The sequence below is a fragment of the Embleya sp. NPDC005971 genome, from assembly GCF_040629175.1.
In the GTDB taxonomy this organism is placed as follows: domain Bacteria; phylum Actinomycetota; class Actinomycetes; order Streptomycetales; family Streptomycetaceae; genus Embleya.
Genome location: NZ_JBEXUX010000059.1, coordinates 42,390 through 68,398 on the forward strand (window position 1 = coordinate 42,390; position 26,009 = coordinate 68,398).

Here is a 26,009-nt window from a genome sequence, read left to right on the forward strand (position 1 = left end):
GCGCAGTGCGGGCGGGTCGGCCCCGGGCCGACCACGCCGGGGTGTGGCCGGGGACACGCCCTAGAACATCCGGGCGGTCATCTGCCGCTCCACTTCGCCGAGATGGTCGGCGGCGGCGTGCGCGGCGGCGTCGGGGATGCCCGCCGCGACCGCCTCGGCGATGCCGCGATGCGAGCGGCAGGATTCGGCGATCACCTGGCGGACCGCCTCGGCGTTGCCCTCGGCGTCGAGCAGCGAGGCGAAGTCGCCGGACGCGAATACCGCGTCGAGCACCTTCGCGTACAACTCGCGCAGTGTGGTGTTGCCACACGCGCGGGCCAGTGCCGCGTGGAAGCGGCGGTCCTGGCGGCGAAACGCCTCCAGGGTCATCTGTGGATCGAAGCCGGCCGCGAGTTCGCTGATCTCGGCCCGCTCGTCGGGTGCGGCCCGCAGAGCGGCCAGGCGGGCGATGGCCACCTCGGTGACCTGGCGCACCTCGAACAGTTCCGAGACGCGCAGTTTGCGGCCGTCGTCCGCGTCGAAGGACACCCCGGGCAGTCGCTCGGCGACGTAGAACCGGTTGCCGCGCTTGACCAGGCAGCCGAGCGAGACCAGTCCCTGGATCGCCTCGCGCACCGAGGTGCGGGCCACCCCGAACTGTTCGCACAGGGTGCGTTCCGGGGGAAGTTGGGCGCCCGGGCGCAGTTCGCCCTCACGCACGCTCGTCAGGAGCGCGTCGCGGACCTCTTCGGAGATCGTGCGTCGCGCGACCTTGGCGAACCGGATCCGGTCCCCCGGTGCCCGCAAGGGCACTACGCGTCCGCCAGGGACGCGAACCGCTCGCGTTCCGCGTCCAGGTCCAGCGGCCGGATGATCGCCTCGTGTTCCTCGTCGCCCCAATGGGCGGGCGGGACCAGCCACATCACCTCGAATTCGAGGCCGTCGGGGTCCTTGGCGTACAGGCTCTTGTTCGCGCCGTGGTCGCTCGCGCCGATCAACGCGCCCGCCGCCACCAGGCGTTCGCGGGCCTCGGCCAGTGCGTCGAGGGTGGGCACCTCCCACGCGACGTGGTACATGCCCACGGTGCGCCGGCCGGCCTGCGAGTCGCCCGCCTCGGCACCGATCGTGAAGAACGCGATGTCGTGGTGGTTCGCGGAGGCCGGCGCCCGCATGAAGACGTAGCTGCCGGGCGGGCCGTCGATGACGGTGATGAAGTCCAGCACCTCGTTGTAGAACCGGGCGGTCCGGTGTGCGTCGCGCACGTACAGCACCGCGTGGTTCATCCCGGTAACGGCCACGATCGGGCCTCCTCAGGGTGTGGGTCAGGCTGTTGGTCTGACAATCAGAAGGTATGAAGCTCGGTCAGGTGTGGTCATTGGTCCCGCAGCACAACCCCACGCTTCACCCGCTGTGCACCTGGACGTTCACGGCCTTGGTCCGGGTGTACGCGTCCACGCCGGTCCGGGCGAACCCACTGGCGCGACGCGGCTCGCCGCGCCCACCGTTCATGTCCGGCGCGAAATGGCAGTTCACGTTGACCTCGCCGCAGTCCAGTCCGTCCGAGAAGCGGAACGCCCGCTCGATGTCGCGGGTGAACACGGTGCCGTTGAGCCCGTACTGGGTCCCGTTCGCCAACGCCAGCGCCTCGGCCTCGTCCCGGAAGGGCATCGCGGCCAGCACCGGCCCGAACACCTCCTGCTGTTCCACCTCACAACCGCGACGCACCCGGCCCAGCACGGTCGGCGCGACATAGGTCGGCAGTAGGCCGTCCGGAAGGCCCGGCTTGCCCACCTCGGTGGCGTCGCCCGCGTCCAGTGCCCGGCGCACGAAGCCGCGGACCCGGTCCGCGTGCCGTTCGTTGATCAAGGGTCCGATGAAGGTGTCCGGGTGCAGCGCGTCGCCCACCGGCAGGCCGGCCGCCGCCGCCGCGACCGCCTCCACCACCTGGTCGTACACCGACTCCTCGACCAGCAGTCGACTGCCCGCGACGCACACCTCGCCCATGTTCACGAACGCGGCCATCATCGCCCAGCCCACCGCCTGGTCCAGGTCGGCGTCCGCGAACACCACGACCGGGGATTTGCCGCCCAGTTCCAGATGTACGGGGGTCAGGTTGCGCGCGGCGGCGGCCAGCACGTGTCGGCCGGTCTCGGTGCCGCCGGTCAGGCTGATCAGATCGATGCGCCGGTCGGTGATCAGTCGCTCGCCGACCGTGGAGCCGGGGCCCAGCACGATGTTCAACACGCCCGCTGGCAACCCGGCGGCGGTCAGGATCCGGCCCAGCTCGACCAGCGTCAGCACCGCGTCCACCGGCGGCTTGGCCACGATCGAGCAGCCGGCCGCGAGCGCCGAGGCGATCCGCTGGCTGCCCGTCATCAGCGGCCCGTTCCACGGCAACAACTCGGCCACCACACCGGCCGGTTCGCCCAGCCGCAGGGTCAGCAGGTCCGGACCGCCCCCGGGCAGCAGCTCCGGCGGGAAGGACGAGCGGCGCACGTCGCCGTGCGTGGTGCGGCAGATCGCGGCGGCGTAGGAGAAGGCGTTGGCCGCCTCGTACACGTCGTTCGTCAGGGCCCCGGAGATCGCCTTCCCGGTGTCCAGCGCCTCCAGCGCGGCCAGCCGGCCGGCGTCCGCCCGAATCGCCGCGGCGGCGGCTTCCAGCACCTCGGCCTTGCGCGGGCCGGGCATGCGCCGCCACACCCTGCTGTCGAAGCTGGTGCGCGCGGCGGAGATCGCGGCCTCGACCTCGGCGTCGCTCGCCGCCAGCCAGGAGGCGGGCCGCCCGCCGGTCGAGGGGTCGAACACCGGGCGCGGCTCGCCGTCGAAGGACTCGCGCCCGTCGATCAACTGCGGGTACGGGTCCGGACGCAGCCACTCGGCGCGGATGCGCGGCTCGCTGCTGGTGGTGTCGGACATGCGGCAACTCCCTGGACGCGGCGGACGGACCTTCGAGCCGTACGCCGTGCCGGACGCCGCAACCTGGAAGCCTCGCCCGACACGGCACCGGTTCAGGTTTGCCCTCGTCGCCCTGTGCTCGCATTGTGTCCCCGGCATGTACTGGGCCCACTTGATTGTGCTCCCGGCCACGATGCCGGCGGACGGCGCCGGGCCTAGTGTCCCCAGACATGGCGAGTTCGCAGGTGAGAGCAACGTGAGCGGCACCGGGCCGACGCGGCCCGACCTGTTGGTCGTGGGCGGTGACGTGGTCACCATGAACGCGCGCCGCGAGGTGCTGCTGGGCGGCACGGTCGCGGTGGCGGGCGAGCGCATCGTGGCCGTCGGCGCCACCGGCGAGCTGCGCGAACGCTGGCCGGGCACGCCGGAGTGGGACGCGAGCGACTGCGTGGTCACCCCGGGCATGGTCAACGCGCACCTGCACCAGACCGGCGATCCACTGGCCCGCGCCCGGATCCCGGACGACCTGCCGCCGGGCGCCTCGGTCGACACCTGGGCGGTGCCGCTGCACGCGGCGCACCGACCGGGCGACGACGAACTCTCCGCGCTGCTCGCCGGCGTGGAGAGCGTACGCAACGGCGTCACCACCATCATCGAGGCCGGCACCGTGGCCCATCCGCACCGGGTGGCCGCCGCGATGACCGAGGTCGGCGTGCGCGGCGGGATCGGCACGTGGGGCTGGGACGTGCCCGGCGCGCCGTTCGCCGCACCGGCCGCCGAGGTGGTGGACCGGCTCGCCGAACTGGTCGCCGCCTACCCGGCCGGCGGGCCGGTCGAGGGCTGGGTCACCCTGGTCGGGCACGGCCTGGCCTCCGACGAACTGCTGCGCGGCGCAGCCGACTTGGCCCGGAGCACCGGGGCCCGGATGACGATGCACCTGTCGCCGTCGGGCGCCGACCCCGACGACTACCTGCGTCGCACCGGGCGTCGACCCGTGTTGCACCTGGCCGACCTGGGGGTGCTCGGCCCGCACCTGCTGCTCGCGCACGCGGTGTGGCTCGACGACGCCGAGGTCGAGGCGTTGTTGGCGGACCGTACCGCGGTCGCCTACTGTCCGTGGGCATATCTGCGGCTGGGCCAGGGCGTCACACACGCCGGGCGGCACGCCGAGTTGTTGCGCCGCGGCGGCCGGCTCGCGCTGGGCACCGACGCGGGCAACGCCGCCGACTCGGCCGACCTGCTGCGCACCGCGGCGCTCGCGGTGGGCCTGGCCAAGGACATGACGGTCGACCCCACCGGCCCCGGCGCAGCCGAGGCATTGGAATTGGCCACCATCGGCGGCGCCGAGGCGGTCGGCATGGCCGATCGCATCGGCTCGTTGGAACCCGGCAAGTACGCCGACCTGGTGGTACACGACGCCACCGGCCCGCAGTGGACCCCGCGCGGCGACATCGCCCAGCAGTTGGTGTGGTCCTCGGACGGCCGCTCGGTGCGCGACGTGCTGATCGGCGGACGGGTCGTGGTCCGCGACCACACCTGCACGACCGTCGACGAGCGGGCCCTGCGCACCTTCGCCGGCCGCGCGTCGACGGCCCTGCTCGCCCGGGCCGGCGTACCGCTGCGCTCGCGCTGGCCGACGCTGCCCGCGCACTGATCCGCGCCCGGCGCGCCGCGCCGGCCATCGCGTACCCGCATTCCACAGATTTCGCCAACCGAGGAGTCCCACATGCGAGTTGCCGTAGTCACCGCCCCCGAACAGGTCGATCTGCGCGAGGAGCCGGTCCCCGAGGTCGGGCCCGAGGACGTGCTGATCCGGGTCGGCCTCGCGGGCCTGTGCACCATGGAGCGCCGGCTCTACCTGGGCACCAAGCCGATCTACCCGGTGGCCCCCGGGCACGAGGTCGCCGGCGAGGTGGTCGCGGTCGGCAGCGCGGTCGCCGGGCTGCCCGGGGTCGCGGCCGTCGGCGACACGGTCACCGTCGACCTGCTCACCCGCTGTGGCACCTGCACCTCGTGTCGGCGCGGGCGCAGCGCGCTGTGCAAGCGACCGCAGGGCGGCGCGCTGGCCGACGGCACCATCTCGATGGGCGCCGGGTTCGCCGAGTTCGTCAGGGTCAAGGCGTTGCAGGCGTTCCGCACCGGCGACGCGCCGATCGCGCACGCCGCGATGGGCGAGCCGTTGGCGTGCGTCGCGCACTCGGCCCGACTCGGCGGGCTGCGGGCCGGCGACCGGGTCGCGGTGATCGGCGCCGGTTACATGGGCCGACTGCATCTGGCCCTGGCCCGGTTCAAGGGCGCCGCGTCGGTCGGCCTGATCGACATCAGCGACGAACGGCTCGCCGAGGCCCGCGCGGCCGGCGCCGACTGGACGAGCACCCCCCAGGAGGCCGCCGACACCGGCGGGAAACAGGACGTCGTCTTCGTCACCGCCGGTGCCCCCGGCGCCCTGGAGAGCGCCCTGGCCCTGTGTGACGACGGCGGCACCGTGGTGCTGTTCGGCGCCTTCCCCAAGGACGTCCTGGCCGGGGTCGGTCCGGACCTGGTGCACCATCACGAACTGAGCATCGTGGGTGTGTACAGCCAGGAACCGCAGGACTGGACCGAGGCCGCCGCGATCATCGCCTCCGGGCGCCTGGCCGCCGAACTGGACGCGCTGGTCACCGCGACCTACTCGCTCGCCGAGGTCGACGACGCCTTCCGGCTGGCCGCGAAGTCGCCGGTCTATCGCGTCCTCGTGGGCGGTTGAGCGTGCCCGGCTCGCCCGCGGTCGTCGTCGGCGTCGACGTCGGGAGCAACTCGGTACGCGCGCTCGCGCTCGATCCGGACGGCGCCGTCCTGGGCGCGGCCACCGCCGGCTATCCCGGCGCGGCGACCTGGGAGCCCGGCCGCGCCGATCCGTACGCCTGGTTCGCCGCCACCGCGCAGGCGCTCGCCGAACTGCGCGCGCTGGTGCCCGGTGCGGCCCGTCCCGCCGCACTGTGCCTGGGCGGGCAGAGCCCGACCACGGTGCCCGACGCGGTGCCCCGACCGGGCACCGCGTCGGCGCTGACCTGCCGGCATCCGGCGGGCGCGACCGGCTCGCCGGTCGAGCAACACCACGCGCAGCACGACGCGTTGCGCGCCGAGCACGGCAGTGACGTGCGGGCGTGGCAGCTCTACGACTGGCTGGCCGCGCGGTTCGGCGCGGAGCGGGCGCAGGCCCGCTGGCCGGGGGATCCGCCGCTGACCGGGTACGGGCCGATCGTGCCGACCGGGTCGGTGCTGGGCACGGTCGGCACCGGGCACGACATCGCGGCGGGCACGCCGCTGGTGGCCGGCGCGCAGGACGCGTATCTGGCGTTCTGGGCGGGTGGCCTGGACCGGCCCGGCCGGGCGATGGATCCCGGCGGGCGCACCGGTGGGCTCGCCGTCGCGGTGGCCGCGGGCTCGCCGGCCGCCGACGCGTACGCGCTGCCCTCGGCGGTGCCCGGGATCGACATAGTCGGCGGCCCGGTGGCCGCGCACGGGCTGATCCTGGAGTGGCTGCGCGATCTCACCGGGCGCGACGTGCGCGACCTGCTCGGGTTGGCCGCGCACGTGCCGCCGGGCGCCCGCGGCGTAATGGTGTTGCCGTATCTGGAGGGCGAGCGCGCACCGCGCTGGAACCGGGAGTTGCGCGGCGAGGTCTTCGGCCTGAGCGCGGGCGCCGGGCCCGGCGAACTGGCCCGCGCGGTCCTTGAAGGCGCCGCGTACGGGCTCGCGCACATCGCCCTGGAACTGAGCGCGCGCGGCGCCCGCCCGACCACCCTGGTCTGCGCCGGATCGCCCGCGCGCAGCCCGCTGTGGTGCTCGATCAAGGCCGCCGTGCTCGGCGTGCCGGTCGAGGTGCCCGCGGAGACCGACCTGGCCGCCTACGGCGCGGCGCTCGCCGCCGGGGCCGGGGCGGGCTGGTGGCCCGTGCCCGGCGCCGGGCGGGCCGGCGACTGGCCGCGCCCGGCGATGACCGTGTTCGAGCCCGAACCGCACCCCGAGTACGCGACCGGCCTGCGCCGCTTCCTCGAACTCGGCGACGCCGCACAGGCGCGGGTGTCCGTACCCGCGGGGGCCGGCGTTGCCGCCCGCGCCGAAGCGACGCCCGCCGCGGCGACGCCTGCCGAACCGGTGTGCGCCGAACCCATCCGATCCGAACCGATTCGCTCCGAGGAGCCGACGTGCCCAATCCGGTGATCTTCATGGACCTGCCGACCCCCGACGTGGAGGCCACCTCGGCCTTCTACGCGGCGCTGTTCGACTGGGACTTCAAGCGGCGACCCGCCGGCGAGTTCAGCGAGGTGCTCCCGGGCGTCAAGCCCAACCTCGGGATCCGCCGCGAGGCAAGCCCGGCGGTGGGTCCGGTGCCGCGCATCTACGTGATGGTCGACGAGCCGCCCGTCTACCTCGACAAGGCGGTCGCCGCCGGCGCGAGCGTGTTGTGGGAGGAGAAGCCGTGGGCCGAGTTCGAGGCCCGCTACGCGGCGTTCCGCGACCCGTGGGGCAACGAGGTCGTGCTGTGGCGCGACAAGGGCACGTACTTCACCCACGGCCACGCCCACCAGGTCTGACCCCGGCGGTCCCCGAGTCCGACGCCTGTCGGTTCCGTCCGTCCCGTCCCTCCCGCCCGTCCCGCCCGTCCCCGAGTCCGACGCCGCGTCGGATCCCGTTCGGTGCACCCGAGTTCCCCCCGGAAAGGACCCCGCATGACCAACACCCTGGTCTTCGTCGACATGCCCACGCCCGACATCGACGCGACCACCGAGTTCTACCGCGAACTGTTCGGCTGGACCATCAACCCACGCCCGCAGGGCGTCTTCCACCAGATCGTGCCGGGCGAGGGGCTGCACCTGGGCCTGTACGACGAGGTCGCCCAGGTGCCCGACCCGGCGCCGCTGCCCCAGCAGACCCGCGCGGGACTGCACGCCCGGGTGTACATCCTGGTCGACGCGGCACCCAGCGAATACCTGAACAAGGCCGTGCTGCTGGGTGCGACCGCGCTGTGGGAGCAGTGCTTCTGGGAGGAGTTCGGCGGACAACACGCCTCGTTCCTGGACCCGTGGGGCAACCAGATCGTGATGTGGGAGAAGTGAGGTAGCGCCTCGCACCGAGGCGGCCGTGCGCACCCGTACCCGCGATCCGCACCGGATCGCGGGTACGGGCGTATCGGCGCCGCGCGGATCCGTACCCCGGCAGGGTGCGGCGCCCGGCGCCGATGGTTCGCATACTCGACTGCATGAACACGAACGGGCATCTCGCCGACTTCCTCCGCGCCCGCCGGGGCCGGCTGCGCCCCGCGGACGTCGGGCTGCGCACCTACGGTGAGCGGCGTCGGGTACCGGGCCTGCGACGCGAGGAGTTGGCGCTGCTCGCGGGCATCAGCGCGCCCTACTACGCCCGCCTGGAGCGCGGCGAATCCCGCAACGCGTCGCGGGAGGTGCTCGACGCCATCGCGAACGCCCTGCGCCTGAACGACTCCGAGCGGGCCCACCTGCACCTCCTGGCCACCGCCCCGAGTCGCGGCGGCACCGCCGGTCGGCCACGCCCGGAACGCGTCACCGCGTCCACCACCGCCCTGCTGACCGCCCTGGACGGCACGCCCGCCGTCGCGATCGGTCGCAGTGGCGACGTGCTGGCCTGGAATCGGCAGGGTCACGCGCTGTTCGCGGGCCATCTCGACCCGGGCGGTCCGAGCGAGCCGGGTCGGCGGCCGAACCTGACCGCGATGGTGTTCCTCGACCCGCACACCCGCGACCTGTACGCCGACTGGCAGGCCAAGGCCAGAACCGTGGTCGGCAACCTGCGACTGACCGCCGGGCGCCATCCCGAAGACGCCGCGCTGGCCCGGTTGATCGGCGAACTGACGATGCGCAGCCGGGAGTTCGCCGCGATGTGGGCCGACCATCGGATCGTCGCCTGCCATGTCGCCGACTACGAGATGCGCCATCCCCTGGTCGGCACGCTGACCGTCACCCAGCAGACGTTGCAGAGCCCGCAGGGAACCGGCCCGGCGCTGGTGGTGGCCACGGCCGCGCCCGACTCCCCGTCGGCGACCGCGCTGGCCCTGCTCGCGCACGCCACCGAATCCCACGAGGCGACCTCACCGCGCCCGGGCGTGGACCCGGCCCGCACCGGCTGAACCGTACGCTCCCCGGCGCCCGCGGCGGTGCCGCGCCGGTACGCCGGCGATCCCGCGCGCCCTGCCGCCGCCCTCCCCTGCCATCCCCCATGTCGTGCCCGACCACGGCGCCGTACCTCGGCCGCCGCATGCCCGAAAACAGTGAAGGAACCATGTCCCAGCGCAAGCTCAAGCTCACCGTCGCAGCCGTCGCACTGGCCGCGACCACCTTCGTCACGACCGCCCCGGCCGGTGCCGCGCCGGCGACCGGCGGGCCGCTGACCGATGTCCGGATCGCCGCGCACTTCGACCTGGCCGCCGGGCAACAGGCGGAGAACATCGACCTGTTGCCCGACGGCTCGGCGTACGTCGTGTTCGCCCGCAGCCGCCAGGTGGCCCGGGTCGACGCACTCGGCAGGACGCACATCCTGGCGACCCTGCCCGCCCCCGCCGACGCCGGAGCGCACCCGCCGGCTCTCGACGCGCCGATGACCACCGGCATCGTGCGCACGGCGGACGGCATGGTGTACGTGTTGTACGCGGCCGGCACCGCCGACCTGACCGGGCTCTGGCGCGTCCGTCCCGGCCGGGCCCCGCAGCGCATCGCCGCGTTGCCCGCCGACGGCGTACCCAACGGGCTGGCCCTGGATCGGCGCGGCGGCCACTTCTACATCGCCGACTCGGTGCTCGGCACGGTCTGGACCGTCCCGGTCGCCGGCGGCACCCCGACCGCGTGGTCCACCGCCCCCGAACTCGCCGCTTCCGGCTTCCTCGGGGCCGACGGCGCGAAGGTGCACGACGGCGCGCTGTGGGTGACCAACCTGGACCGGGGCACGCTGCTGCGCATGCCGATCCGCGCCGGCAACCGGGCCGGAACACCCCAGGTCAGGGCGTCGGGCCTGATCGGCATCGACGACATCGCGTTCACCGGGCGCGGCGACGAGCTGCTCGCCGCGATCAACGCCCCGAACCGGGTCGTGCGGGTGACCTCGGACGGTGCGGTGAGTACCGTCCTGGACGCCGGTGACGGGCTGCAGAACCCCACGTCCGTGGCGGTGCGCGGGCGCGAGGTGTATGTCCTCAGCGCGGCCTTCTTCACCGCCACCGATCCCAATCTGCTGCGTGCCCGTCTGGGTGGCGGCGGGAGTACGGCAACGGGAGGGCGGCGGTAGCGGTTCTCAGCGGTGGGAATCGGGTGGTAGGAGAGCGGCGGTAGCAGTCCGGCGGACCGGCCGCAGCAGGAGTCCGGCGGGCCGGCGAAGGCATTCCCCCTGCCCCGGCGCGGTGGCACTCAGCTCCGGTGCAGGATCGGGCGTGGGTAGGGCGAATCCGCCGGGTTGACGTCGGTGCCGGGGGCGACCAGGGCGTCCAGGCGGGTGAGGATCTCCGGGGACAACTCGACCGCACAGGCGCCGAGTTGCGACTCCAGTTGGGTCTCGGTGCGGGGGCCGATGATCGCCGACGTGACGTTGGGATGGGCCAGCGCGAAGGCCAGTGCCAGTTCCGGCAGCGAGCAGCCCGCGTCCTCGGCGATGGCGGCGAATTCCTCGACCAGCGCGGTCTTCGCGGCCCGCACGGCGGCGTCCGCGTGGTCGAAGTGCTCGGCGTTGCGCACCGCCCGCGAGTCCGCCGAAACACTCTGGCCCGCGCGGTACTTGCCGGTCAGCCAGCCGCCGTTGAGCGGACTGAAGACCAACACGCCCAGGCCGTACCGCCCACATGTGGGCAGTGCGGCCGTCTCCGCGTGGCGGGCGAACGCCGAATAGGCCAACTGCTCGACCGCGAAGGGCTCGTGGCCGCGTCGCTCGGCGATCCACCGGGCCTCGACGATGCCCTCCGCGGGCAGCGCGGAGGAACCGATCGCGCGCACCTTGCCCTGGCGGACCAGGTCGGTCAGGGCGCCGAGCGTCTCGTCCGGGTCGGTGTTCGGGTCGGGGCGGTGCATTTGGTAGAGGTCGAGGTGGTCGGTCTCCAGGCGGCGCAGGCTGTCCTCCACGGCGCGGAAGATCCAGCGCCGGGAGGCCCCGCGGCGCAGCGGCGCGTCGGGGTCCATCGCCTCGCCGAACTTGGTCGCCAGCACCACGTCGTCCCGCCGGCCCTTGAGTGCCTTGGCCAGGATCGCCTCGCTCTCGCCGAACGCGTACACGTCGGCGGTGTCCACCAGGTTGATCCCGGCGTCGAGCGCGCGATGCACCATCCGTACGCACGCGTCGTGATCCGGGTTGCCCCACGCGCCGAACATCATCGTGCCCAGGCACAACCGGCTGACCTGGATGCCGGTGCGACCTAGCGGGGTGTACTCCACGGGTGCCCTCCAAAGGTGATCCACGCACGTCCTCCCCCGAGGCTGGCACGACCGCGCGTGTGCACCGATGTGGTCCCGGCGCAGCGCACGGGCCGTTTGTTCGTGCCTGAAGCACATATCGGGGCCGTTTCCCGGCGCCTACCTTCGGCTGTATCGCAAACATCCCAGGTGACGGGGAGGAAGCTGTGCCGACTGACCAGCTTGGGGCTGCCGAACGTGCCCTGGACGAGCGGGTGGCGGAACTTCGCCGGACCGCGGCGACGCGAGAGGGCGACGGGCTCGTGGTCGCTCCCCTGCCGAGCGAGATGTTGCAGCCGTGGGAGGTCTGGGACCGGGATCTGTTCGATCTGGAGATGATCCGGGTCTTCGCCCGCTCGTGGGTGTGGCTGGGCGACACGGAGGATCTGCGCCGCCCCGGCGACTTCATCACCGGGCGGATCGGCAGCCAGTCGGTGCTGGTGGTCAAGCAGCGGGACGGCTCGATCAAGGGTTTCCTGAACAACTGCCGGCACCGGGCCTCGGGCGTCGCCTTCGATCCGGCGGGCAACTGCGGCAAGGCGTTCGCGTGCCCGTACCACGCCTGGACCTACGGTCTCGACGGCAGGCTGCTGTCGATTCCGGACATGAACCGGATGTACGGTCCGGACTTCCCGATGCAGCAGTACGGCCTGGTGCCCATTCGGGTGCATGTGGCCTTCGACAAGCTCGTCTTCGCGTGCCTGTCGCACAAGGCGCCGACGTTCGAGGAGTGGATCGCGCCGCTGTTGCCGCGCTACCAGGCGTACAAGATCGGCGAGTACCACCGCTATCACCGCGAGTTGGACGAGGAGTACCCGTTCAACTGGAAGGCGTTCGTGGAGAACTCCAACGACGACTACCACGTGCGGTTCGTGCACCGGCGGCTGAACAAGGTGCGCAAGCAGATGGACACCATCGTGCGCTTCGAGGGTCGGACCACCAGCGGTTACAAGCCGCACAGCGACGCGTACGACATGTCGCTCGGGCGTACCGACCTGGGCGAGGAGGATCTGCGCGGCAGCTACGCGGAGTTCGTCTACCCCAATCTCACCCCGCTGCCCTACGCGTCCCAGTTGATCATGGTGCGCGCCGACCCGATCGCACCGGACCGGACCCGGCTGTTCTCCCGGATCTACGGGCTGACCGACGACATCGAGCTCCAGGAGCGCGAGTTGGTCAACCTGGAGCTGACCAACAAGGAGGACACGGACATGGTGACCGTGCTGATGGAGAACCTGCGTTCGCCGTTCTATCGGGTCGGGCCGCCCAGTGCCTGGGAGGGCCGCGCACAGCACATGATGCGGCTGATCCGCGAGGACGTGGCCACGCCGCTGGCGGCCGACGAGTTCACCGGCGCGATCGACTGAGCGAGCGATCGCCGCTGCCGCCGCCCTGGGCTCGTGGCAGTTCGACACCAACCCCGACACACCGGAACGTGAGAGGAGCCACCGCGATGGAACCGACGCTGACCGAGGCCCGCTGGACCCATATCGCGCTGCCGTCGTCCGACCTGGAGGCGGCGGTCGAGTTCTACACCTCGTTCACCCCGCTGGTGGTGGTCTCGCGGCACAGCGATGCCGCGGGATCCAATGCCTGGTTGTCCAACCCCAACCAGGTGCACACGCCGTTCGTGCTGGTCCTGGTCGCCTTCGACAAGGACAAGGGCAAGCCGCAGCCGCAGCTCACCCCGTTCGCGCACCTGGGCATGGAGGTGGCCGCCCGCGCGGACGTCGACGCCATCGCGGACCGGGCCCGCGCCGCCGGGTGCCTGCACTGGGAGCCGATGGATGTACCACCTCCGGTGGGCTACATCTGCGCGCTCAAGGACCCGGACGGCAACGTGGTGGAGATCTCGCACAACCAGCAGGTGTTCGCGGAGGTCCGCGAGCTGTGGGGCGACCGGGCCGACGCGTGAGCGATCCGGCGCGGACCCGACGAGCCGCCGAGGCGTATCTCGCGGCGCTCAACTCCGGTGATCCGGCGGCGATCGCGGCCCGGGTGAGTGTGGACTTCCACAACGAGCACACCTCGGCGCTGGGTCGCAGTCTGCACGGGCGGGTCGCGTATCGCGAGCGACTGCCGCAATTCCTGGCCGAGTTCGAGGAATTGCGCTACGCCGTCGAGGACCTGCTCGTGGACGGTGATCGGGCCGCGCTCGCGTACACCATGACGTTCCGTCTGCGCGGCGGTTCGGCGGGCGCCGAACCGGTGCGGATCCGTGGGGTGTTCCGGCTTCGTGTGGTGGGCGACCTGATCGCGCATCGCGTGGACTACTGGGACGGCGCCGAGTTCGAGCGGCAGACGGCGGCCTCGACGGCCGACGCCGAAAACCAACGCTGACAACCATCGAAGGGAACGACTGTGCAGACCTTTTCCGCCACCGGGGCAGGCAAGCTCCGCCGGATGCGCCGGATGTTCGGTGCGGACGGCCGCGCCGTGTTCGTCGCGATCGACCACGCCGCCTACATGGGCGAGGGGCCGCCGTTGGGTGAGCCGATGGCGCAGATCGCCGCCGGCGGGCCGGACGCGGTGCTCGCGACCTGGCATCTGGCCCGGGCCTACGCCGATACCTTCGCCGATTCGGGGCTGGTGTTGCGAATCGACGGTGGCGCCTCGGAGTTGGGCGACTTCGCCCCGGGCGATGTCACCGACATCATGCATCTGCCCGAGCAGGCGCTGAAGTTGGGTGCGGACTGTGTGGTGGTGCTGGCCTTCCCCGGCGCGCCCGACGAGCACCTGTCGCTCCAGCGCCTGGCCCGGTTGACCTCGGAGTGCGAACAGCTCGGCCTGCCGGTGATGGCCGAGATGATTCCCGGCGGATGGGGCAAGGCGGTGCCGTGGACCACGGAGACGGTGGCCCGCGCGGCGCGGATCGGCGCCGAACTGGGCGCGGACATCGTCAAGACGGTGTGCCCGGGCCGGCCCGAGGAGTTCGCCGACGTGGTCGCGGCGTGTCCGGTCCCGGTCGTGGCGCTGGGCGGCCCCAAGTCGGACAGCGAGGACGAGGTCGTCGCGCTGGCCAAGGGCGTCGTCGACGCCGGCGGTGCGGGGGTGGCCTTCGGCCGGAACGTGTGGGGATCGGCGAAGCCGCAATTGCTCGTGGAGCGGTTGCGCGATGCGGTCCATGGGGACGCATCCGTCTGATCGGCCGGTGGGCCGCTGGTCCTCATGCGCCGGACGGGCTGGGTTCGGAGCGGCCTGGCGGCCTGCTTGTCCTCGAACGCCGGACGGGCTGGATTTGGGCCGGCGGACCTCGCGCGCGAGGCCGGCTGAAGACCACACGGCCTTCGGCCCGTTTGTCCTCAAACGCCGGACCGGCTGGAACTGGACCGGCAGACCCCGGACCCGAATCCGGCCCAAGACCGAACGGCCTTGGGTCTGTTGCCCTCGGATGCCGGACCGGCTGGCGTTGGACCGGCGGGCCCCGGGCGCGAATCCGGTTGAAGTTCGAACGGCCTTGGGTCTGTTGCCCTCGGATGCCGGGCGGGTTGGATTTGGACCGGTGGGTCTCGGGTGCGGGTCGGGCCGCGGACCGAACGGCCTTCGGCCTGCTTGTCCTCGAACGCCGGACGGGCTGGAATTGGGTCGGCGGGCCTCGCGCGAGGCCGGCTGGAGGCCACACGGGCCTTGGCCTGTCGTCGTCGAACGCCGGGCCGGCGGGCCTGGGGCGCGAGGCCGGCTGGAGGCCGCACGGGCTTCGGTCTGTTGGTCTCGGATGCAGGGCGGGCCGGGTTCGGGCCCTTGGTAGGTCGAGGTTCGTTCGTCCGGTGGGTTTTTCTTCTTTGGGTGCCGCGTGTTGGCTTCGCCGTGCCTGTGATCAGGAGTCGCGATCATGTCTCAGCAGGTCACCCCCGTATCCCGGGTGGTCATCCGGTTCGCCGGTGACTCCGGCGACGGCATGCAGCTTGCCGGCGACCGGTTCACCGCGCAGACCGCGCTTTTCGGCAACGATGTGTCCACCTTTCCCGACTTTCCGGCCGAGATCCGCGCCCCTGCGGGCACCCTTCCGGGGGTCTCCGCGTTCCAGGTGCAGTTCGCGGACCACCGGGTCACCACTCCCGGCGATGCGGCCGATGTGCTGGTCGCGATGAACCCGGCCGCGCTGCGGGTGAACCTGCCCGAGCTGCCGCGCGGTGCCCAGATCATCGTGGACGCCGACGAGTTCACCCCGCGCAACCTGGTCAAGGCGGGCTACCCGGCGGGCGTCGACCCGCTCACCGACGATTCGTTGGCCGACTACCGGCTGCACGCCGTGCCGCTGACCGGCCTGACCGTCGAGGCGCTGCGCGCCTTCGAGCTGCCGCGCAAGGATGCCGAGCGGGCGAAGAACATGTTCGCCCTGGGCCTGGTGTCGTGGCTGTACCACCGCCCCACCGAGGCCACCGTGGCCTACCTGCGGGAGAAGTTCGCCGCGCGTCCGCACCTGGCCGCCGCCAACGTGGCGGCGTTCACCGCGGGTTGGAACTTCGGCGAGACCACCGAGTCCTTCGCGGTCAGCCACGAGGTGCCGGCCGCGCCGCGAAATCCCGGCAGGCATCGCACCATCACCGGCAACCGGGCGCTCGCCTACGGGCTGATCGCCGCCGCCGACCGGGCCGGGCTGCCGCTGTTCCTGGGCTCGTATCCGATCACGCCCGCCTCCGACATCCTGCACGAGCTGAGTCGACACCGGCAGTTCGGCGTGACCACGTTCCAGGCCGAGGACGAGATCGCCGGGATCGGCGCGGCACTGGGCGCGGCGTTCGGTGGCGCCCTGGGGGTGACCACCACGTCCGGCCCCGGGCTCGCGCTCAAGGCCGAGACGATCGGGCTGGCGGTCTCGCTCGAACTGCCGCTGGTGATCGTGGACGTGCAACGCGGCGGCCCCTCGACCGGGTTGCCCACCAAGACCGAACAGGCCGACCTGTTGCAGGCGTTGTACGGCCGCAACGGCGAATCGCCGGTGCCGGTGTTGGCCGCCTCCTCCCCCGGCGACTGCTTCGACGCGGCGGTCGAGGCGGTGCGGATCGCGGTCACCTACCGCACCCCGGTGGTACTGCTGTCCGACGGCTACCTGGCCAACGGCTCGGAGCCGTGGCGGGTCCCGGAGCTCGACGAACTTCCCACGATTGACCCCGCGTTCGCGACCGGCCCGAACGCGGTCGACGCGGCCGGCGCGCCCTGCTTCCAGCCCTATCTGCGGGATCCGCACACCCTGGCCCGGCCATGGGCGGTGCCCGGTACGCCCGGCCTGGAGCACCGGGTGGGCGGCCTGGAGAAGGCCGACCGCACCGGCGAGATCTCCTACGACGCGGCCAACCACGACCTGATGGTGCGCACCCGGCGGGCCAAGGTGGACGGGATCGCCCGCGACGTGCCGCCGCTGACCGTCGACGACCCGGACGCGAGCGCCGAGGTGCTGGTGCTCGGGTGGGGCTCCACCGCCGGGCCGATCGCCGCCGCGTGCGCCGAGGTTCGCGCCGCGGGCGGCTCGGTGGCCCGGGCCCACGTGCGCCACCTCGACCCGCTCCCCGCCGACCTGGGCACGGTGCTCGCCCGCTACCGCCGAGTGTTGGTCCCGGAGATGAATCTGGGCCAGCTCGCGCGACTGCTGCGTGCCCGGTACCTGGTCGACGTCGAATCCCTCACCCAGGTGCGCGGCATGCCGTTCAAGGTGGCCGAGCTGCGCACCGCGATCGAGAAGGTCGCCGCCGATGTCTGAGTCACGGCTTCTCACCATCGCCGGATCGGCGGCGGATCCCCCGCTGTCCGCCCGCGACTTCCGCAGCGACCAGGAGGTGCGCTGGTGCCCGGGATGCGGCGACTACGCCATCCTGGCCGCCGTCCAGGGCTTCCTGCCCGAACTGGGCCTGCGCCGGGAAAACATCGTCTTCGTCTCGGGCATCGGCTGTTCCAGCCGCTTCCCGTACTACCTCGACACCTACGGGATGCACTCGATCCACGGCCGCGCCCCGGCGATCGCCACCGGACTCGCCGTCTCGCGGCCCGACCTGAGCGTGTGGGTGGTCACCGGTGACGGCGACGCGCTCTCGATCGGCGGCAACCACCTGATCCACGCGCTGCGGCGCAACGTCAACCTGAAGATCCTGCTGTTCAACAACCGGATCTACGGCCTGACCAAGGGTCAGTACTCGCCGACCTCCGAGACCGGCAAGATCACCAAGTCCACCCCGGCGGGTTCGCTCGACCACCCGTTCAACCCGGTCTCGCTCGCGCTCGGCGCCGAGGCGGGCTTCGTCGCCCGCACCATCGACTCCGACCGCAAGCACCTGACCTCGGTGCTGCGCGCGGCGGCGGCCCACGAGGGCACCGCACTGGTGGAGATCTACCAGAACTGCAACATCTTCAACGACGGCGCGTTCGAGCAGCTCAAGACGCCCGGTGTGCGCGACGACTTCGTATTGCGGCTCGAACACGGCGCGCCGATGCGCTACGGGCCGGACGGCGCGCGCACCGTGGTGCGTGATCCCGGCGGCGGGCTGCGGCCCGGTGGCCCGGACGACGTCGCGGTCACGCACGACGCGCAGACGAGCGATCCGGTGCCCGCGTTCGCGCTGTCCCGGTTGCCCGAGGCCGGCGGGCCCACCCCGATCGGGGTGTTCCGCAGTGTGCGGCGGCCCGCGTACGACCGGCTGGTGGTCGAGCAGGGCGAGCGGGCGCTCGCCGAGCGTGGTCCCGGCAGCGTCGCCGACCTGCTCGGCGGCGACGCCTGGACGGTGCCCGAGCCGCAACCGCGCGTGGGAGGTGGTCCCGCATGACCTACGTCATCGGCGCGAACTGCGTGGACGTCAAGGACCTCACCTGCGTGACCGAATGCCCGGTCGACTGCATCTTCGAGGGCGACCGCATGCTCTACATCCATCCCGAGCAATGCGTGGACTGCGGTGCCTGCGAGCCGGTCTGCCCGGTCGAGGCCATCTACCACGTGGACGACCTGCCCGCCGACTGGTTGTGGCACCTGGACGCGGCGGCCGAGGCCACCGCGGGCCGCGAGGAGGTCGAGCCGGTGCCCGATCCGCCGACCGTGCTCGCGCTGCCGGCCCGGCCCGCGAACGGGTGAACGCCATGCCCGCGTCCCCCAACCACCGCGAAGTCCCCTACCACCGCGAGATCACTCCCACACCGAGAAGAAGAGGAGGGCTGACGTGACCGACTGGCGCCTTGCCGTAGACATCGGTGGCACCTTCACCGACGTGGTCCTGTTGGATGCCGACACCGGCCGCGTGGTGGTCGAGAAGACGTTGACCACCCCGTCCGCCCCGCTCGGCGGGGTTCGGGCGGGCGTGACCTCCGCGCTGTCCAAGGCCGGCATCACGCCGGCCGACATCACCCGGCCGATCGTGCACGCGACCACGCTGATCACCAACGCCCTGATCGAGGGCAAGACCGGCCGAGCCGCACTGGTGACCACCTCGGGCTTCGGCGACACGCTGGAGATCCGCAACGAGCACCGGTACGACATGTACGACCTCCAGATCGAGTTCCCGGCCCCGCCCATCCCGCGCGAGCTGGTCTTCGAGATCGACGAGCGCACCACCGCGACCGGCGAGGTGCGCACCGCACCGAGCGAGGCCGAACTCGACGCGCTGGCGGCCCGGTTGGCCGCCGATCGGGTCGAGGCCGTCGCGGTGTGCCTGCTCAACTCGTACGCGAACGCGGCCAACGAGCGCGCGGTCGCCGAGGGACTGGCCAAGCGGCTCTCGGTGCCGGTGTGCGCGTCGCACGAGGTGACGCCGCAGATCCGCGAGTATCCGCGCATGGTCACCACCGCGTGCAACGCGGCCACGATGCCGGTGATCGGCCCCTACCTGGCCGAACTCCAGTCCTGGTTGACCGCCGAGGGCTTCGGCGCCTCGGTGCTGATGATGCTCTCCAACGGCGGCGTGGTCTCCGCCGACGACGCCCGCCGGGTGCCGATTCGGCTGGTCGAGTCCGGTCCGGCCGCCGGCGCCCTGGCCGGTGTCTGGTACGCCCGACGCCTGGGCGAGGAGCGGCTGTTCTGCTTCGACATGGGCGGCACCACCGCGAAGTCCTGTCTGATCGAGGACTATCGGCCGGAGTTGACCAACGCGTTCGAGGTGGCCCGGGTCTACCGGTTCAAAAAGGGCTCGGGCTACCCGTGCTCGATCCCCTCGGTCGACCTGGTCGAGATCGGCGCGGGCGGCGGCAGCCTGGCCCGGGTCGACGAGTTGGGCCTGCTCAAGGTCGGTCCGGACTCCGCCGGCGCAGACCCGGGTCCGGTCGGATACGCCCGGGGCGGCACCGTGCCGGCGACCACCGACGCGGACCTGGTGCTCGGCCTGCTCGACCCGCAGTACTTCCTCGGCGGCGAGATGCCGCTCGATCTGCCCGCCGCCCGGGCCGCGTTCGCCCCGCTGGCCGAACGGCTGGGCGCCGGCTCCGACGCGGACCACGTCGCGGTGGGCGTGTACGAGGTGATCAACCAGAACATGGCCGCGTCCGCCCGGATGCACGCCGTCGAGCGCGGCATCGACCTGCGCGGCGTCGCGCTGATCGCCTTCGGCGGCGCCGGACCGGTGCACGCGTGCGGGGTGGCCACGCTGTTGGAGGCGCCCCGGGTGATCTTCCCGGTCAACGCGAGCGTGTTGTCCGCGTTCGGCACGCTGGTCAGCCCGGTGCGCATCGACCTGGCCCGGAGCATGGTGCGCACGCTCGACGAGAGTGTGTCCGCCGACCGGGACACGCTGCTCGCGGACATGCGGCAGGAGGCGCGCCGGGTGCTCGCCGCCGCCGGCGCACAGGCGGACGAGGTGAGCTTCCGGTACGGCCTGGACGCCCGTTACGAGGGTCAGGGCAACGAGATCACGCTGTGGGTCGGCGAGGGCGACGCGTGGCCCACCTCGCTCGCCGACACCATCGAGCAGTTCCACACCGAGTACCAGAAGATCTACGGCCTGCGCATCCCCGACGTCGGCGTCGAGGTGGTCACCTGGCGAGTCGCCGCGTGGTCGGACGCACCCGGCTTCGAGGTGCCCACGGTGCCGGTCGGCACCGGGAGCCCGACGCCCGACCGTCATCGCGCGGCCCGCTTCCGGCTCGGCGCCCCCGCCGTCGAGGTGCCGGTGTACCGCCGGGCCGAGCTCGGCGCCGGACACCGCTTCGTGGGGCCGGCCCTGGTCGAGGAGCGCGAGACCACGTCGGTCATCCCGGACGGCTGGTCCTGCGAAGTCGCCCCGGACGGCTCGATCATCGCCACCGCCACCACCGCCGTCGCCACCCCCGCCGGCACCGAGGAGGGATCCGCGTGACCCGCACCTTCGACGCGATCGAGTTGGAAGTCCTGTGGGGCTCTCTCGTCGCCACCGTCAACGAGCAGGCCAAGGCCCTCCAGCGGGCCGCGTTCAGCCCGATCGTGCGCGAGGCGGGCGACCTGGCGAACGCGCTGTTCGACCGGCGCGGTCGGATGGTCGCCCAGGCCGTCACCGGCACTCCGGGCCACATCAACTCGCTGGCCATCGCGTGTCGCAACATCCTGGACCGGCATCCGGTCGACTCGTTGGCCCCCGGCGACGTGCTGGTCACCAACGACCCGTACCAGACCGCGGGCCAACTCCTGGACGTGACCGTCCTGGTGCCGGTCTGGCGCGGCGGGCGGGTGATCGCGTTCTTCGGATCCACCATCCATCACACCGACGTCGGCGGCTACGGCATCGGCGCGGGCGCCCGGGACGTGTTCGAGGAGGGTCTGTGGATCCCGATCAGCAAGCTCATGGTCGGCGGCGAACGCAACGAGCCGGTCTGGGACTTCGTGCTGGCCAACGTCCGGCAACCCACCCACATGGCCGGTGACCTGCACGCCCAGATGGCCTCCGGCGAGGTGGGCGCGGCCCGGCTGAAGACACTGTTGGACGCGTACGCGCTGGACGACATCGAGGACCTGGGCGACGAGGTGATCCGCCGCTCCGAGGAGGCCACCCGTCGGGCCATCCGGGAACTGCCGGGCGGCACCTACGAGTCGGCGTCGATCCTCGACCTCGCGGACGGCTCGGAGATCACCATCAAGGTCGCGGTGACCATCGACCCCGAGGCGGGCGAGATCCTGGTGGACTACGCCGGTTCGTCCGGGGCGAGCCCGTTCGGGATCAACGTGGTCAAGAACTACACGCACGCGTACACCACGTTCACGCTGCGCAGCCTGCTCAATCCGGACGTGCCCAACAACGCGGGTTCGCTCGCGCCGATCCGGGTCGAGGCGCCGCTGGGCAGCATCGTCAACGCGGTGTCCCCGTCGCCGTGCACGGCGCGGCACGTGGTCGGCATGTTCCTGCCGATGCCGCTGCTGAACGCGATGTCGCAGGCGCTGCCGGAGGCGGTGATGGCCGAGGGCTCGGCGGCGGTGTGGACCATGCAGGTGAGCGGGCACGACGCGGAGGGCAAGCCGTTCATCACCGCGATGTTCACCTACGCGGGCGGCGTCGGCGCACGGGCGAGCAAGCCGGGTCTGTCCACCACGTCCTATCCGACCGGCGTTTCCGCCGTGCCGCTGGAGGTGGTCGAGGCGTCCGCGCCGATCCGCTTCCTGCGCAAGGAACTTCGGCGCGGCTCGGGTGGCGCGGGGGCGCAGGAGGGCGGGATGGGCCAGACCATCGAGTTCACCGTCGACTCGCCCTCGCCGTGGGTCCTCAACGCGGTGGCCAGCCGACTCGCGCGCGGCCCACGCGGCATCTTCGGCGGCGGCGAGGGCGCCACCGGACGCTTCCTGGTCAACGGCGAACCGGTCCGCACCCAGGCCCGAATCACCCTCCAACCGGGCGACGTGGTCCGCCTGGAACTCCCGGGCGGCGGCGGCTACGGAACACCGCCGCAAGAGGCCGTCGCGGCACACGGGTGACCTGACGACGGGTGGCGGGTGGTCGGTGGGTGCGTTCGGCGGGTCCGCCGAATCGCGGGGGGCCACCGGGTCCCGCGGGTCGGCGGACCCAACGGCTCGCGGGGCCGCGGTCGCGTGTGGACCGCCGGGTCCGCCGGCTCTCGGGTCCACCGGCGCCGAGGACCGCGCACGAGGTCGCTCGCGCCGGTGGACCGGGCGAATCCCGGGGCCACCGGGTGTCGAGGGCCGCGCACGAGGGCACTGACGCCGATGGGCCCGGCGGCCCGGCAACCCGGGCGCGGGACTCTGCTCGGTTGTGGGACCGCGGGGCTGCTTGGTTGTCGATCGACCCGCGCGGGAAGCCATCGGCCCCGGGGGCGCCGTCCCGCGTGCGCTCGACCGCGTGGGAAGCGGTCCGTTGTCGGTTGTCCCGGGACCGTTGGTCGTGTTCGGCTCGTTGTGCGTTTCCGTCCGCTCCCTCGTTGATGTACCTGGAGGTCGACATGACGTCCGTACCGCCCACCTTCGCGGCGCGCTGGTCCGACACGGTCGCCGCCCACCCGTACGCGCCGTTCCTGATCTGGGAGGCGCCCGACGGGAGCGTGACCCGCTGGACCTACGCCGAGTTCGACGACCTGGTCGCCCGCGTGGCCGGCGGGCTGCTCGCGCGCGGCATCGGCGCCGGCGACCGGGTCGGCATCGCGCTGCGCAACTGCCCGGCGTACGTCGCGCTGTGGCTCGCGGCGGCCCGCCTCGGCGCGGCGATGGTGTGCTCCGATCCCTCCGCGCGAACCCCCGAGCTGGCCGCGCACCTGCGCCGGACCCGTGCGCGAATCGGCTTCTGCGCGCCCGAACGGGCCGCCGACTACCGAGCCGCGGCGCACGAGACCGGCACCACCGTGGTCGAGATCGCGGAGGACGACACCGATCTGGCGATCCTGCTCGGTCGACCCACGACCGCCGGTGCCGAGCCACCCGGTCCCGCCGACCTGGCCGGGTTGATGTTCACGTCCGGCACCACGGCCGAGCCGAAGTGCGTAATGGTCACCCAGGCCAACTACGCCTTCGCCGGCGCCGTGATGGCTGCCGCCGCCGAACTCACCCTCGAAGACCGGCAGTTCGTGGTGTTGCCGATGTTCCATGCGAACGCGCAGTACTACGCGTTCGCCGCCGCGATCACCGTCGGCGCGAGCGTCGTGCTGCTGCCCGCGTTCTCCGCGAGCCGGTTCGTGGCACAGGCCGCCCGGCACGAGGTCACCCACGCAAGCCTGTTCGCCGCGCCGATCCGGATGATCCTGGCCCGCACCCGCAGTCGGGACGCGCCGTCGGGGCTGCGGGTGCGGCACTGCTGGTACGCGCAGAACGTCACCGACGACCAGTACGAGCGCTTCGCGGCCCTGCTCGGCGGTTGTCGGCCCCGCCAGTTGTACGGCATGACCGAGACCATCCCGGCCGTCCTGAGCAATCCCGCCGGCACGCCGGTACCGGGATCGATGGGCCGGCCGACGCCCGGCTGTGTCGTGGCCGTGCACGATCCGGCGACCGGCGAGCCGACCGCGGACGGCGAGATCGTGGTCGGCGGCGAACCCGGGGTGAGCCTGTTCGCGGGCTACCTCGACGACCCGGCCGCGACCGCCGCCGCCTATCGGGACGGCTGGTTCGTCACCGGCGACCGCGCCCGGGTGGACCCGGGCGGCCACTTCCACTTCGCCGGGCGGCGCGGCGACGTGCTCAAGGTCGCCGGCGAGAACGTCTCGGTGGTGGAGATCGAGGCGGTACTGGCCGAGCATCCGGCGGTGTTGGAGGCCGCGGTGGTGGGCACGCCGGACGACGTGCGCGACGAAGTACCGGTCGCGTTCGTGGTGGCCGTGCCCGAGGCCGGCCCGACCGCGCTCGACGACCTCGCCGACTGGTGCGCGGATCGGCTCGCCAAATCCAAGCGGCCGGTGCGCTTCGAGCGGGTGGCCGAGTTGCCGCGCACCTCCGTCGGCAAGATCCGCAAGTTCCTGCTGACCGAGAGGACCACTCCGTGACCGACCTCGCCCCGTCGTCGCTGCCCGCCACCGCCGCACTCGCCGATCTGCTGCAACTCCGGGGCCGCACCGGCTGGTTGACCCCGCCGCTCCGACCGTTTCGTCGGGGCGAGGGGGCGGTGCTGGGGGTGGCCCGGACGGTCCGGATCGTGGCCGGCCGGAGCGCGCCCGGCCTCAAGCCGCTGCACGCGCTGCTCGCGGAGGACCTGACCGACCGGGTCGTGGTGATCGCGGGGGCGGACGCGGCGCCCGGTGCGGTGTGGGGCGAGATCCTGACCGCCGCCGCGCTGGGCCGGGGGGCGGTCGGCGCGCTGGTCGAAGGCAGTGTCCGGGACGTGTCGGCGGTGGCCCGGCTGGGCCTGCGGTTGTGGGCGCTGGCCGAGGCCACGGCGGGTCCGGGGGGCGCCGTCCGGGTCGCCGAGATCGGCGGCCCGATCGAGATCGCCGGCACCCCGGTGGCAGACGGCGACCCGATCCTGCTGGACGACGGCGGCGCGGTCGCCCTGCCGGCCGCCGACGCGACCACACTGCTCGCCGACGCGCTCACCTACCACCGAGCCGAGGAGGAGGTCCTGGCCGCCCTCACCACCGGCCTCCACCTCCCCCGCGCCTACACCCCCAAGGCCGAGGCGATCACGCGCCTGCGCCGCCACTGACCGTCCCGGCGTCGTCCCGAGTCGTGCGGACGGTGGGGTCAGGGGCGGGTGTTGTCGGTCAGGAAGGTCTGGATGGTGGCGGCCACCCGGTCCGGGAAGTGGGCGTGGGCGTAGTGGCCGGCGCCCTCGATGGTTTCCAGGTGGCCCAGGCCCGGAGGCATCGTCGTGACGATGGCGGTGCCTTCGGCGGCGGCGTCGGGCCAGTCCGGGTCGAGGGTGCCCTCGATCACCAGCGCGGGGCAGCGGATGTCGCCGAGGACGGCGCCGGCGTCGGTGGGGGCGGACATGCCCATCTTGGCGACCACGGCCATCCGGCCCGGTCGGCTCAGCTCGGTGTCCAGGGCGGCGACGTGTGCGGCGAAGCCGGCGGGCTTGGTCCCCGGGTAGGCGTGCGCGAGGTAGCGCTTCCAGACGCCGACGCTGCGCAGCAGGCCGGTGCCCATCAGCAGGAGCATGCCCTTGCGGTAGCGGGCGTTCGACAACATCGCCTTGGCGTCGACCTTCTGGGCCCGGGTGAACGGGCTGATCTCCACGATCGCGTCGACCAGCTCCGGTGCGCGGGCGGCGGCGATGGTGGCCGAGCCGCCCGAGAAGGAGTGGCCGACGAGCACGGCCGGACCGCCCAGGTGCCGAATCAGGGCGAGCAGGTCCTCGGCGGTGTCGGTGCGGGTGTACGAGGACCATCCGACGGTGGATTCGCCGTGGCCGCGCAGGTCCGCACAGGCGACCCGATACCCCGCCGCCACGAGTCGCTCGGCGACGCCGCGATAGGACGATCTGTTGTCGCCCATGCCGTGCGAGAGCACGATCAATCGTCCCTGCCCACTCACGTCGTAGGCAAGTCGGCCGCCGTCGATCTCCAGAAACTCCGTAGTCATGATCTCTCCCCCATGTGCTGATGCCGTCGATCCCTACGATCACGTAGCTAACACCGTTAGCCAAATCATGTCAAGCATCGCCGCCGCCGGACGCTCCGGACCGACGGAGGTTCACCCGTACGCCCGCCACAGGGCACCGGCCGCACCCTGCCCACGCATGCAAAAACCCCGTCGTGCCCACCCGACCGGGTGTCCGGCGGATGGCTTCCTGACGCGCCTTCTCCAGCTCGGTCTTGGCGGAGGCCACCATCGCCTTCTTGTCCGGGGTGTCCCCCGGCTGGCAGACC

24 protein-coding genes are annotated in these 26,009 nt (G+C 72.5%); 18 read left to right on the plus strand and 6 right to left on the minus strand.

Features of this window, described 5'->3' with window-relative positions; translation table 11 throughout:
* Positions 1–60 precede the first annotated feature (60 nt).
* From ABZ374_RS36880 to ABZ374_RS36890, 3 genes are all read right to left on the minus strand, one after another.
* On the minus strand, positions 61–792 hold the full coding sequence (locus tag ABZ374_RS36880) for an FCD domain-containing protein (protein ID WP_360319795.1): 732 nt from the start codon (positions 790–792) through the stop codon (positions 61–63).
* On the minus strand, positions 792–1,277 hold the full coding sequence (locus tag ABZ374_RS36885; protein ID WP_360319797.1) for a VOC family protein: 486 nt from the start codon (positions 1,275–1,277) through the stop codon (positions 792–794). Before ABZ374_RS36885 ends, ABZ374_RS36880 begins: the two co-directional genes overlap by 1 nt.
* A gap of 103 nt (positions 1,278–1,380) precedes the next feature.
* Entirely contained in the window at positions 1,381–2,895 is a 1,515-nt protein-coding gene (locus ABZ374_RS36890; protein WP_360319799.1) for an aldehyde dehydrogenase family protein, read from the minus strand.
* A gap of 235 nt (positions 2,896–3,130) precedes the next feature.
* Between ABZ374_RS36890 and ABZ374_RS36895 the strand changes: the two genes are divergently transcribed.
* From ABZ374_RS36895 to ABZ374_RS36925, 7 genes are all read left to right on the plus strand, one after another.
* Positions 3,131–4,528, plus strand: a complete 1,398-nt coding sequence (locus tag ABZ374_RS36895) for an amidohydrolase family protein (protein WP_360319801.1) — start codon at positions 3,131–3,133, stop codon at positions 4,526–4,528.
* Positions 4,529–4,600: 72 nt separating this feature from the next.
* Positions 4,601–5,620: an alcohol dehydrogenase catalytic domain-containing protein gene (locus tag ABZ374_RS36900; protein ID WP_360319803.1), complete on the plus strand. Its 1,020-nt coding sequence runs from the start codon at positions 4,601–4,603 to the stop codon at positions 5,618–5,620.
* A gap of 2 nt (positions 5,621–5,622) precedes the next feature.
* Entirely contained in the window at positions 5,623–7,080 is a 1,458-nt protein-coding gene (locus ABZ374_RS36905) for an FGGY-family carbohydrate kinase (protein ID WP_360319843.1), read from the plus strand.
* On the plus strand, positions 7,065–7,454 hold the full coding sequence (locus ABZ374_RS36910; RefSeq protein WP_360319805.1) for a VOC family protein: 390 nt from the start codon (positions 7,065–7,067) through the stop codon (positions 7,452–7,454). Before ABZ374_RS36905 ends, ABZ374_RS36910 begins: the two co-directional genes overlap by 16 nt.
* 135 nt (positions 7,455–7,589) lie before the next feature.
* Positions 7,590–7,976 (plus strand): VOC family protein, encoded by a 387-nt coding sequence (locus tag ABZ374_RS36915; RefSeq protein WP_360319807.1) that lies wholly within the window; start codon positions 7,590–7,592, stop codon positions 7,974–7,976.
* A 143-nt stretch (positions 7,977–8,119) separates the two neighbouring features.
* Entirely contained in the window at positions 8,120–9,022 is a 903-nt protein-coding gene (locus tag ABZ374_RS36920) for a helix-turn-helix transcriptional regulator (protein WP_360319809.1), read from the plus strand.
* Positions 9,023–9,174: 152 nt separating this feature from the next.
* Positions 9,175–10,173, plus strand: a complete 999-nt coding sequence (locus ABZ374_RS36925) for a hypothetical protein (protein ID WP_360319811.1) — start codon at positions 9,175–9,177, stop codon at positions 10,171–10,173.
* 119 nt (positions 10,174–10,292) lie between these two features.
* Here the strand turns inward: ABZ374_RS36925 and ABZ374_RS36930 are convergent, their stop codons facing one another.
* Positions 10,293–11,306, minus strand: coding sequence for an aldo/keto reductase (locus ABZ374_RS36930; protein ID WP_360319813.1), 1,014 nt, complete (start codon positions 11,304–11,306; stop codon positions 10,293–10,295).
* 185 nt (positions 11,307–11,491) lie between these two features.
* Between ABZ374_RS36930 and ABZ374_RS36935 the strand changes: the two genes are divergently transcribed.
* The 11 genes from ABZ374_RS36935 to ABZ374_RS36985 all read left to right on the plus strand — a co-directional run bounded on the left by ABZ374_RS36935 (position 11,492) and on the right by ABZ374_RS36985 (position 24,844).
* Positions 11,492–12,691, plus strand: a complete 1,200-nt coding sequence (locus tag ABZ374_RS36935; protein ID WP_360319815.1) for an aromatic ring-hydroxylating dioxygenase subunit alpha — start codon at positions 11,492–11,494, stop codon at positions 12,689–12,691.
* Positions 12,692–12,777: 86 nt separating this feature from the next.
* Complete coding sequence (locus ABZ374_RS36940) at positions 12,778–13,239, plus strand: VOC family protein (protein WP_360319817.1); 462 nt, start codon at positions 12,778–12,780, stop codon at positions 13,237–13,239.
* Complete coding sequence (locus tag ABZ374_RS36945) at positions 13,236–13,664, plus strand: nuclear transport factor 2 family protein (RefSeq protein WP_360319819.1); 429 nt, start codon at positions 13,236–13,238, stop codon at positions 13,662–13,664. Before ABZ374_RS36940 ends, ABZ374_RS36945 begins: the two co-directional genes overlap by 4 nt.
* A gap of 21 nt (positions 13,665–13,685) precedes the next feature.
* Positions 13,686–14,468 (plus strand): hypothetical protein, encoded by a 783-nt coding sequence (locus tag ABZ374_RS36950; protein WP_360319821.1) that lies wholly within the window; start codon positions 13,686–13,688, stop codon positions 14,466–14,468.
* Between the two features lie 688 nt (positions 14,469–15,156).
* Complete coding sequence (locus ABZ374_RS36955; RefSeq protein WP_360319823.1) at positions 15,157–17,025, plus strand: 2-oxoacid:acceptor oxidoreductase subunit alpha; 1,869 nt, start codon at positions 15,157–15,159, stop codon at positions 17,023–17,025.
* Positions 17,018–18,082 carry a 2-oxoacid:ferredoxin oxidoreductase subunit beta gene (locus ABZ374_RS36960; protein ID WP_360319825.1) on the plus strand — a complete coding sequence of 355 codons (1,065 nt, stop codon included), beginning with the start codon at positions 17,018–17,020 and terminating at the stop codon, positions 18,080–18,082. The genes ABZ374_RS36955 and ABZ374_RS36960 overlap by 8 nt, the downstream gene beginning before the upstream one ends.
* A complete protein-coding gene (gene fdxA, locus ABZ374_RS36965; protein WP_360319827.1) occupies positions 18,079–18,384 on the plus strand; it encodes a ferredoxin in 306 nt (101 codons plus the stop codon). Before ABZ374_RS36960 ends, fdxA begins: the two co-directional genes overlap by 4 nt.
* 85 nt (positions 18,385–18,469) lie before the next feature.
* On the plus strand, positions 18,470–20,593 hold the full coding sequence (locus tag ABZ374_RS36970; RefSeq protein ID WP_360319829.1) for a hydantoinase/oxoprolinase family protein: 2,124 nt from the start codon (positions 18,470–18,472) through the stop codon (positions 20,591–20,593).
* Positions 20,590–22,176: a hydantoinase B/oxoprolinase family protein gene (locus ABZ374_RS36975; protein ID WP_360319831.1), complete on the plus strand. Its 1,587-nt coding sequence runs from the start codon at positions 20,590–20,592 to the stop codon at positions 22,174–22,176. Before ABZ374_RS36970 ends, ABZ374_RS36975 begins: the two co-directional genes overlap by 4 nt.
* Before the next feature lie 482 nt (positions 22,177–22,658).
* On the plus strand, positions 22,659–24,188 hold the full coding sequence (locus tag ABZ374_RS36980; RefSeq protein WP_360319833.1) for an AMP-binding protein: 1,530 nt from the start codon (positions 22,659–22,661) through the stop codon (positions 24,186–24,188).
* A complete protein-coding gene (locus ABZ374_RS36985) occupies positions 24,185–24,844 on the plus strand; it encodes an RraA family protein (RefSeq protein ID WP_360319835.1) in 660 nt (219 codons plus the stop codon). The genes ABZ374_RS36980 and ABZ374_RS36985 overlap by 4 nt, the downstream gene beginning before the upstream one ends.
* Before the next feature lie 38 nt (positions 24,845–24,882).
* On the opposite strand, the gene ABZ374_RS36990 is transcribed toward ABZ374_RS36985, so the two are convergent.
* On the minus strand, positions 24,883–25,722 hold the full coding sequence (locus tag ABZ374_RS36990) for an alpha/beta hydrolase (protein ID WP_360319837.1): 840 nt from the start codon (positions 25,720–25,722) through the stop codon (positions 24,883–24,885).
* Between the two features lie 70 nt (positions 25,723–25,792).
* Positions 25,793–26,009 (minus strand): hypothetical protein (locus tag ABZ374_RS36995; RefSeq protein WP_360319839.1); only part of this gene is annotated, 217 nt, incomplete at its 5' end.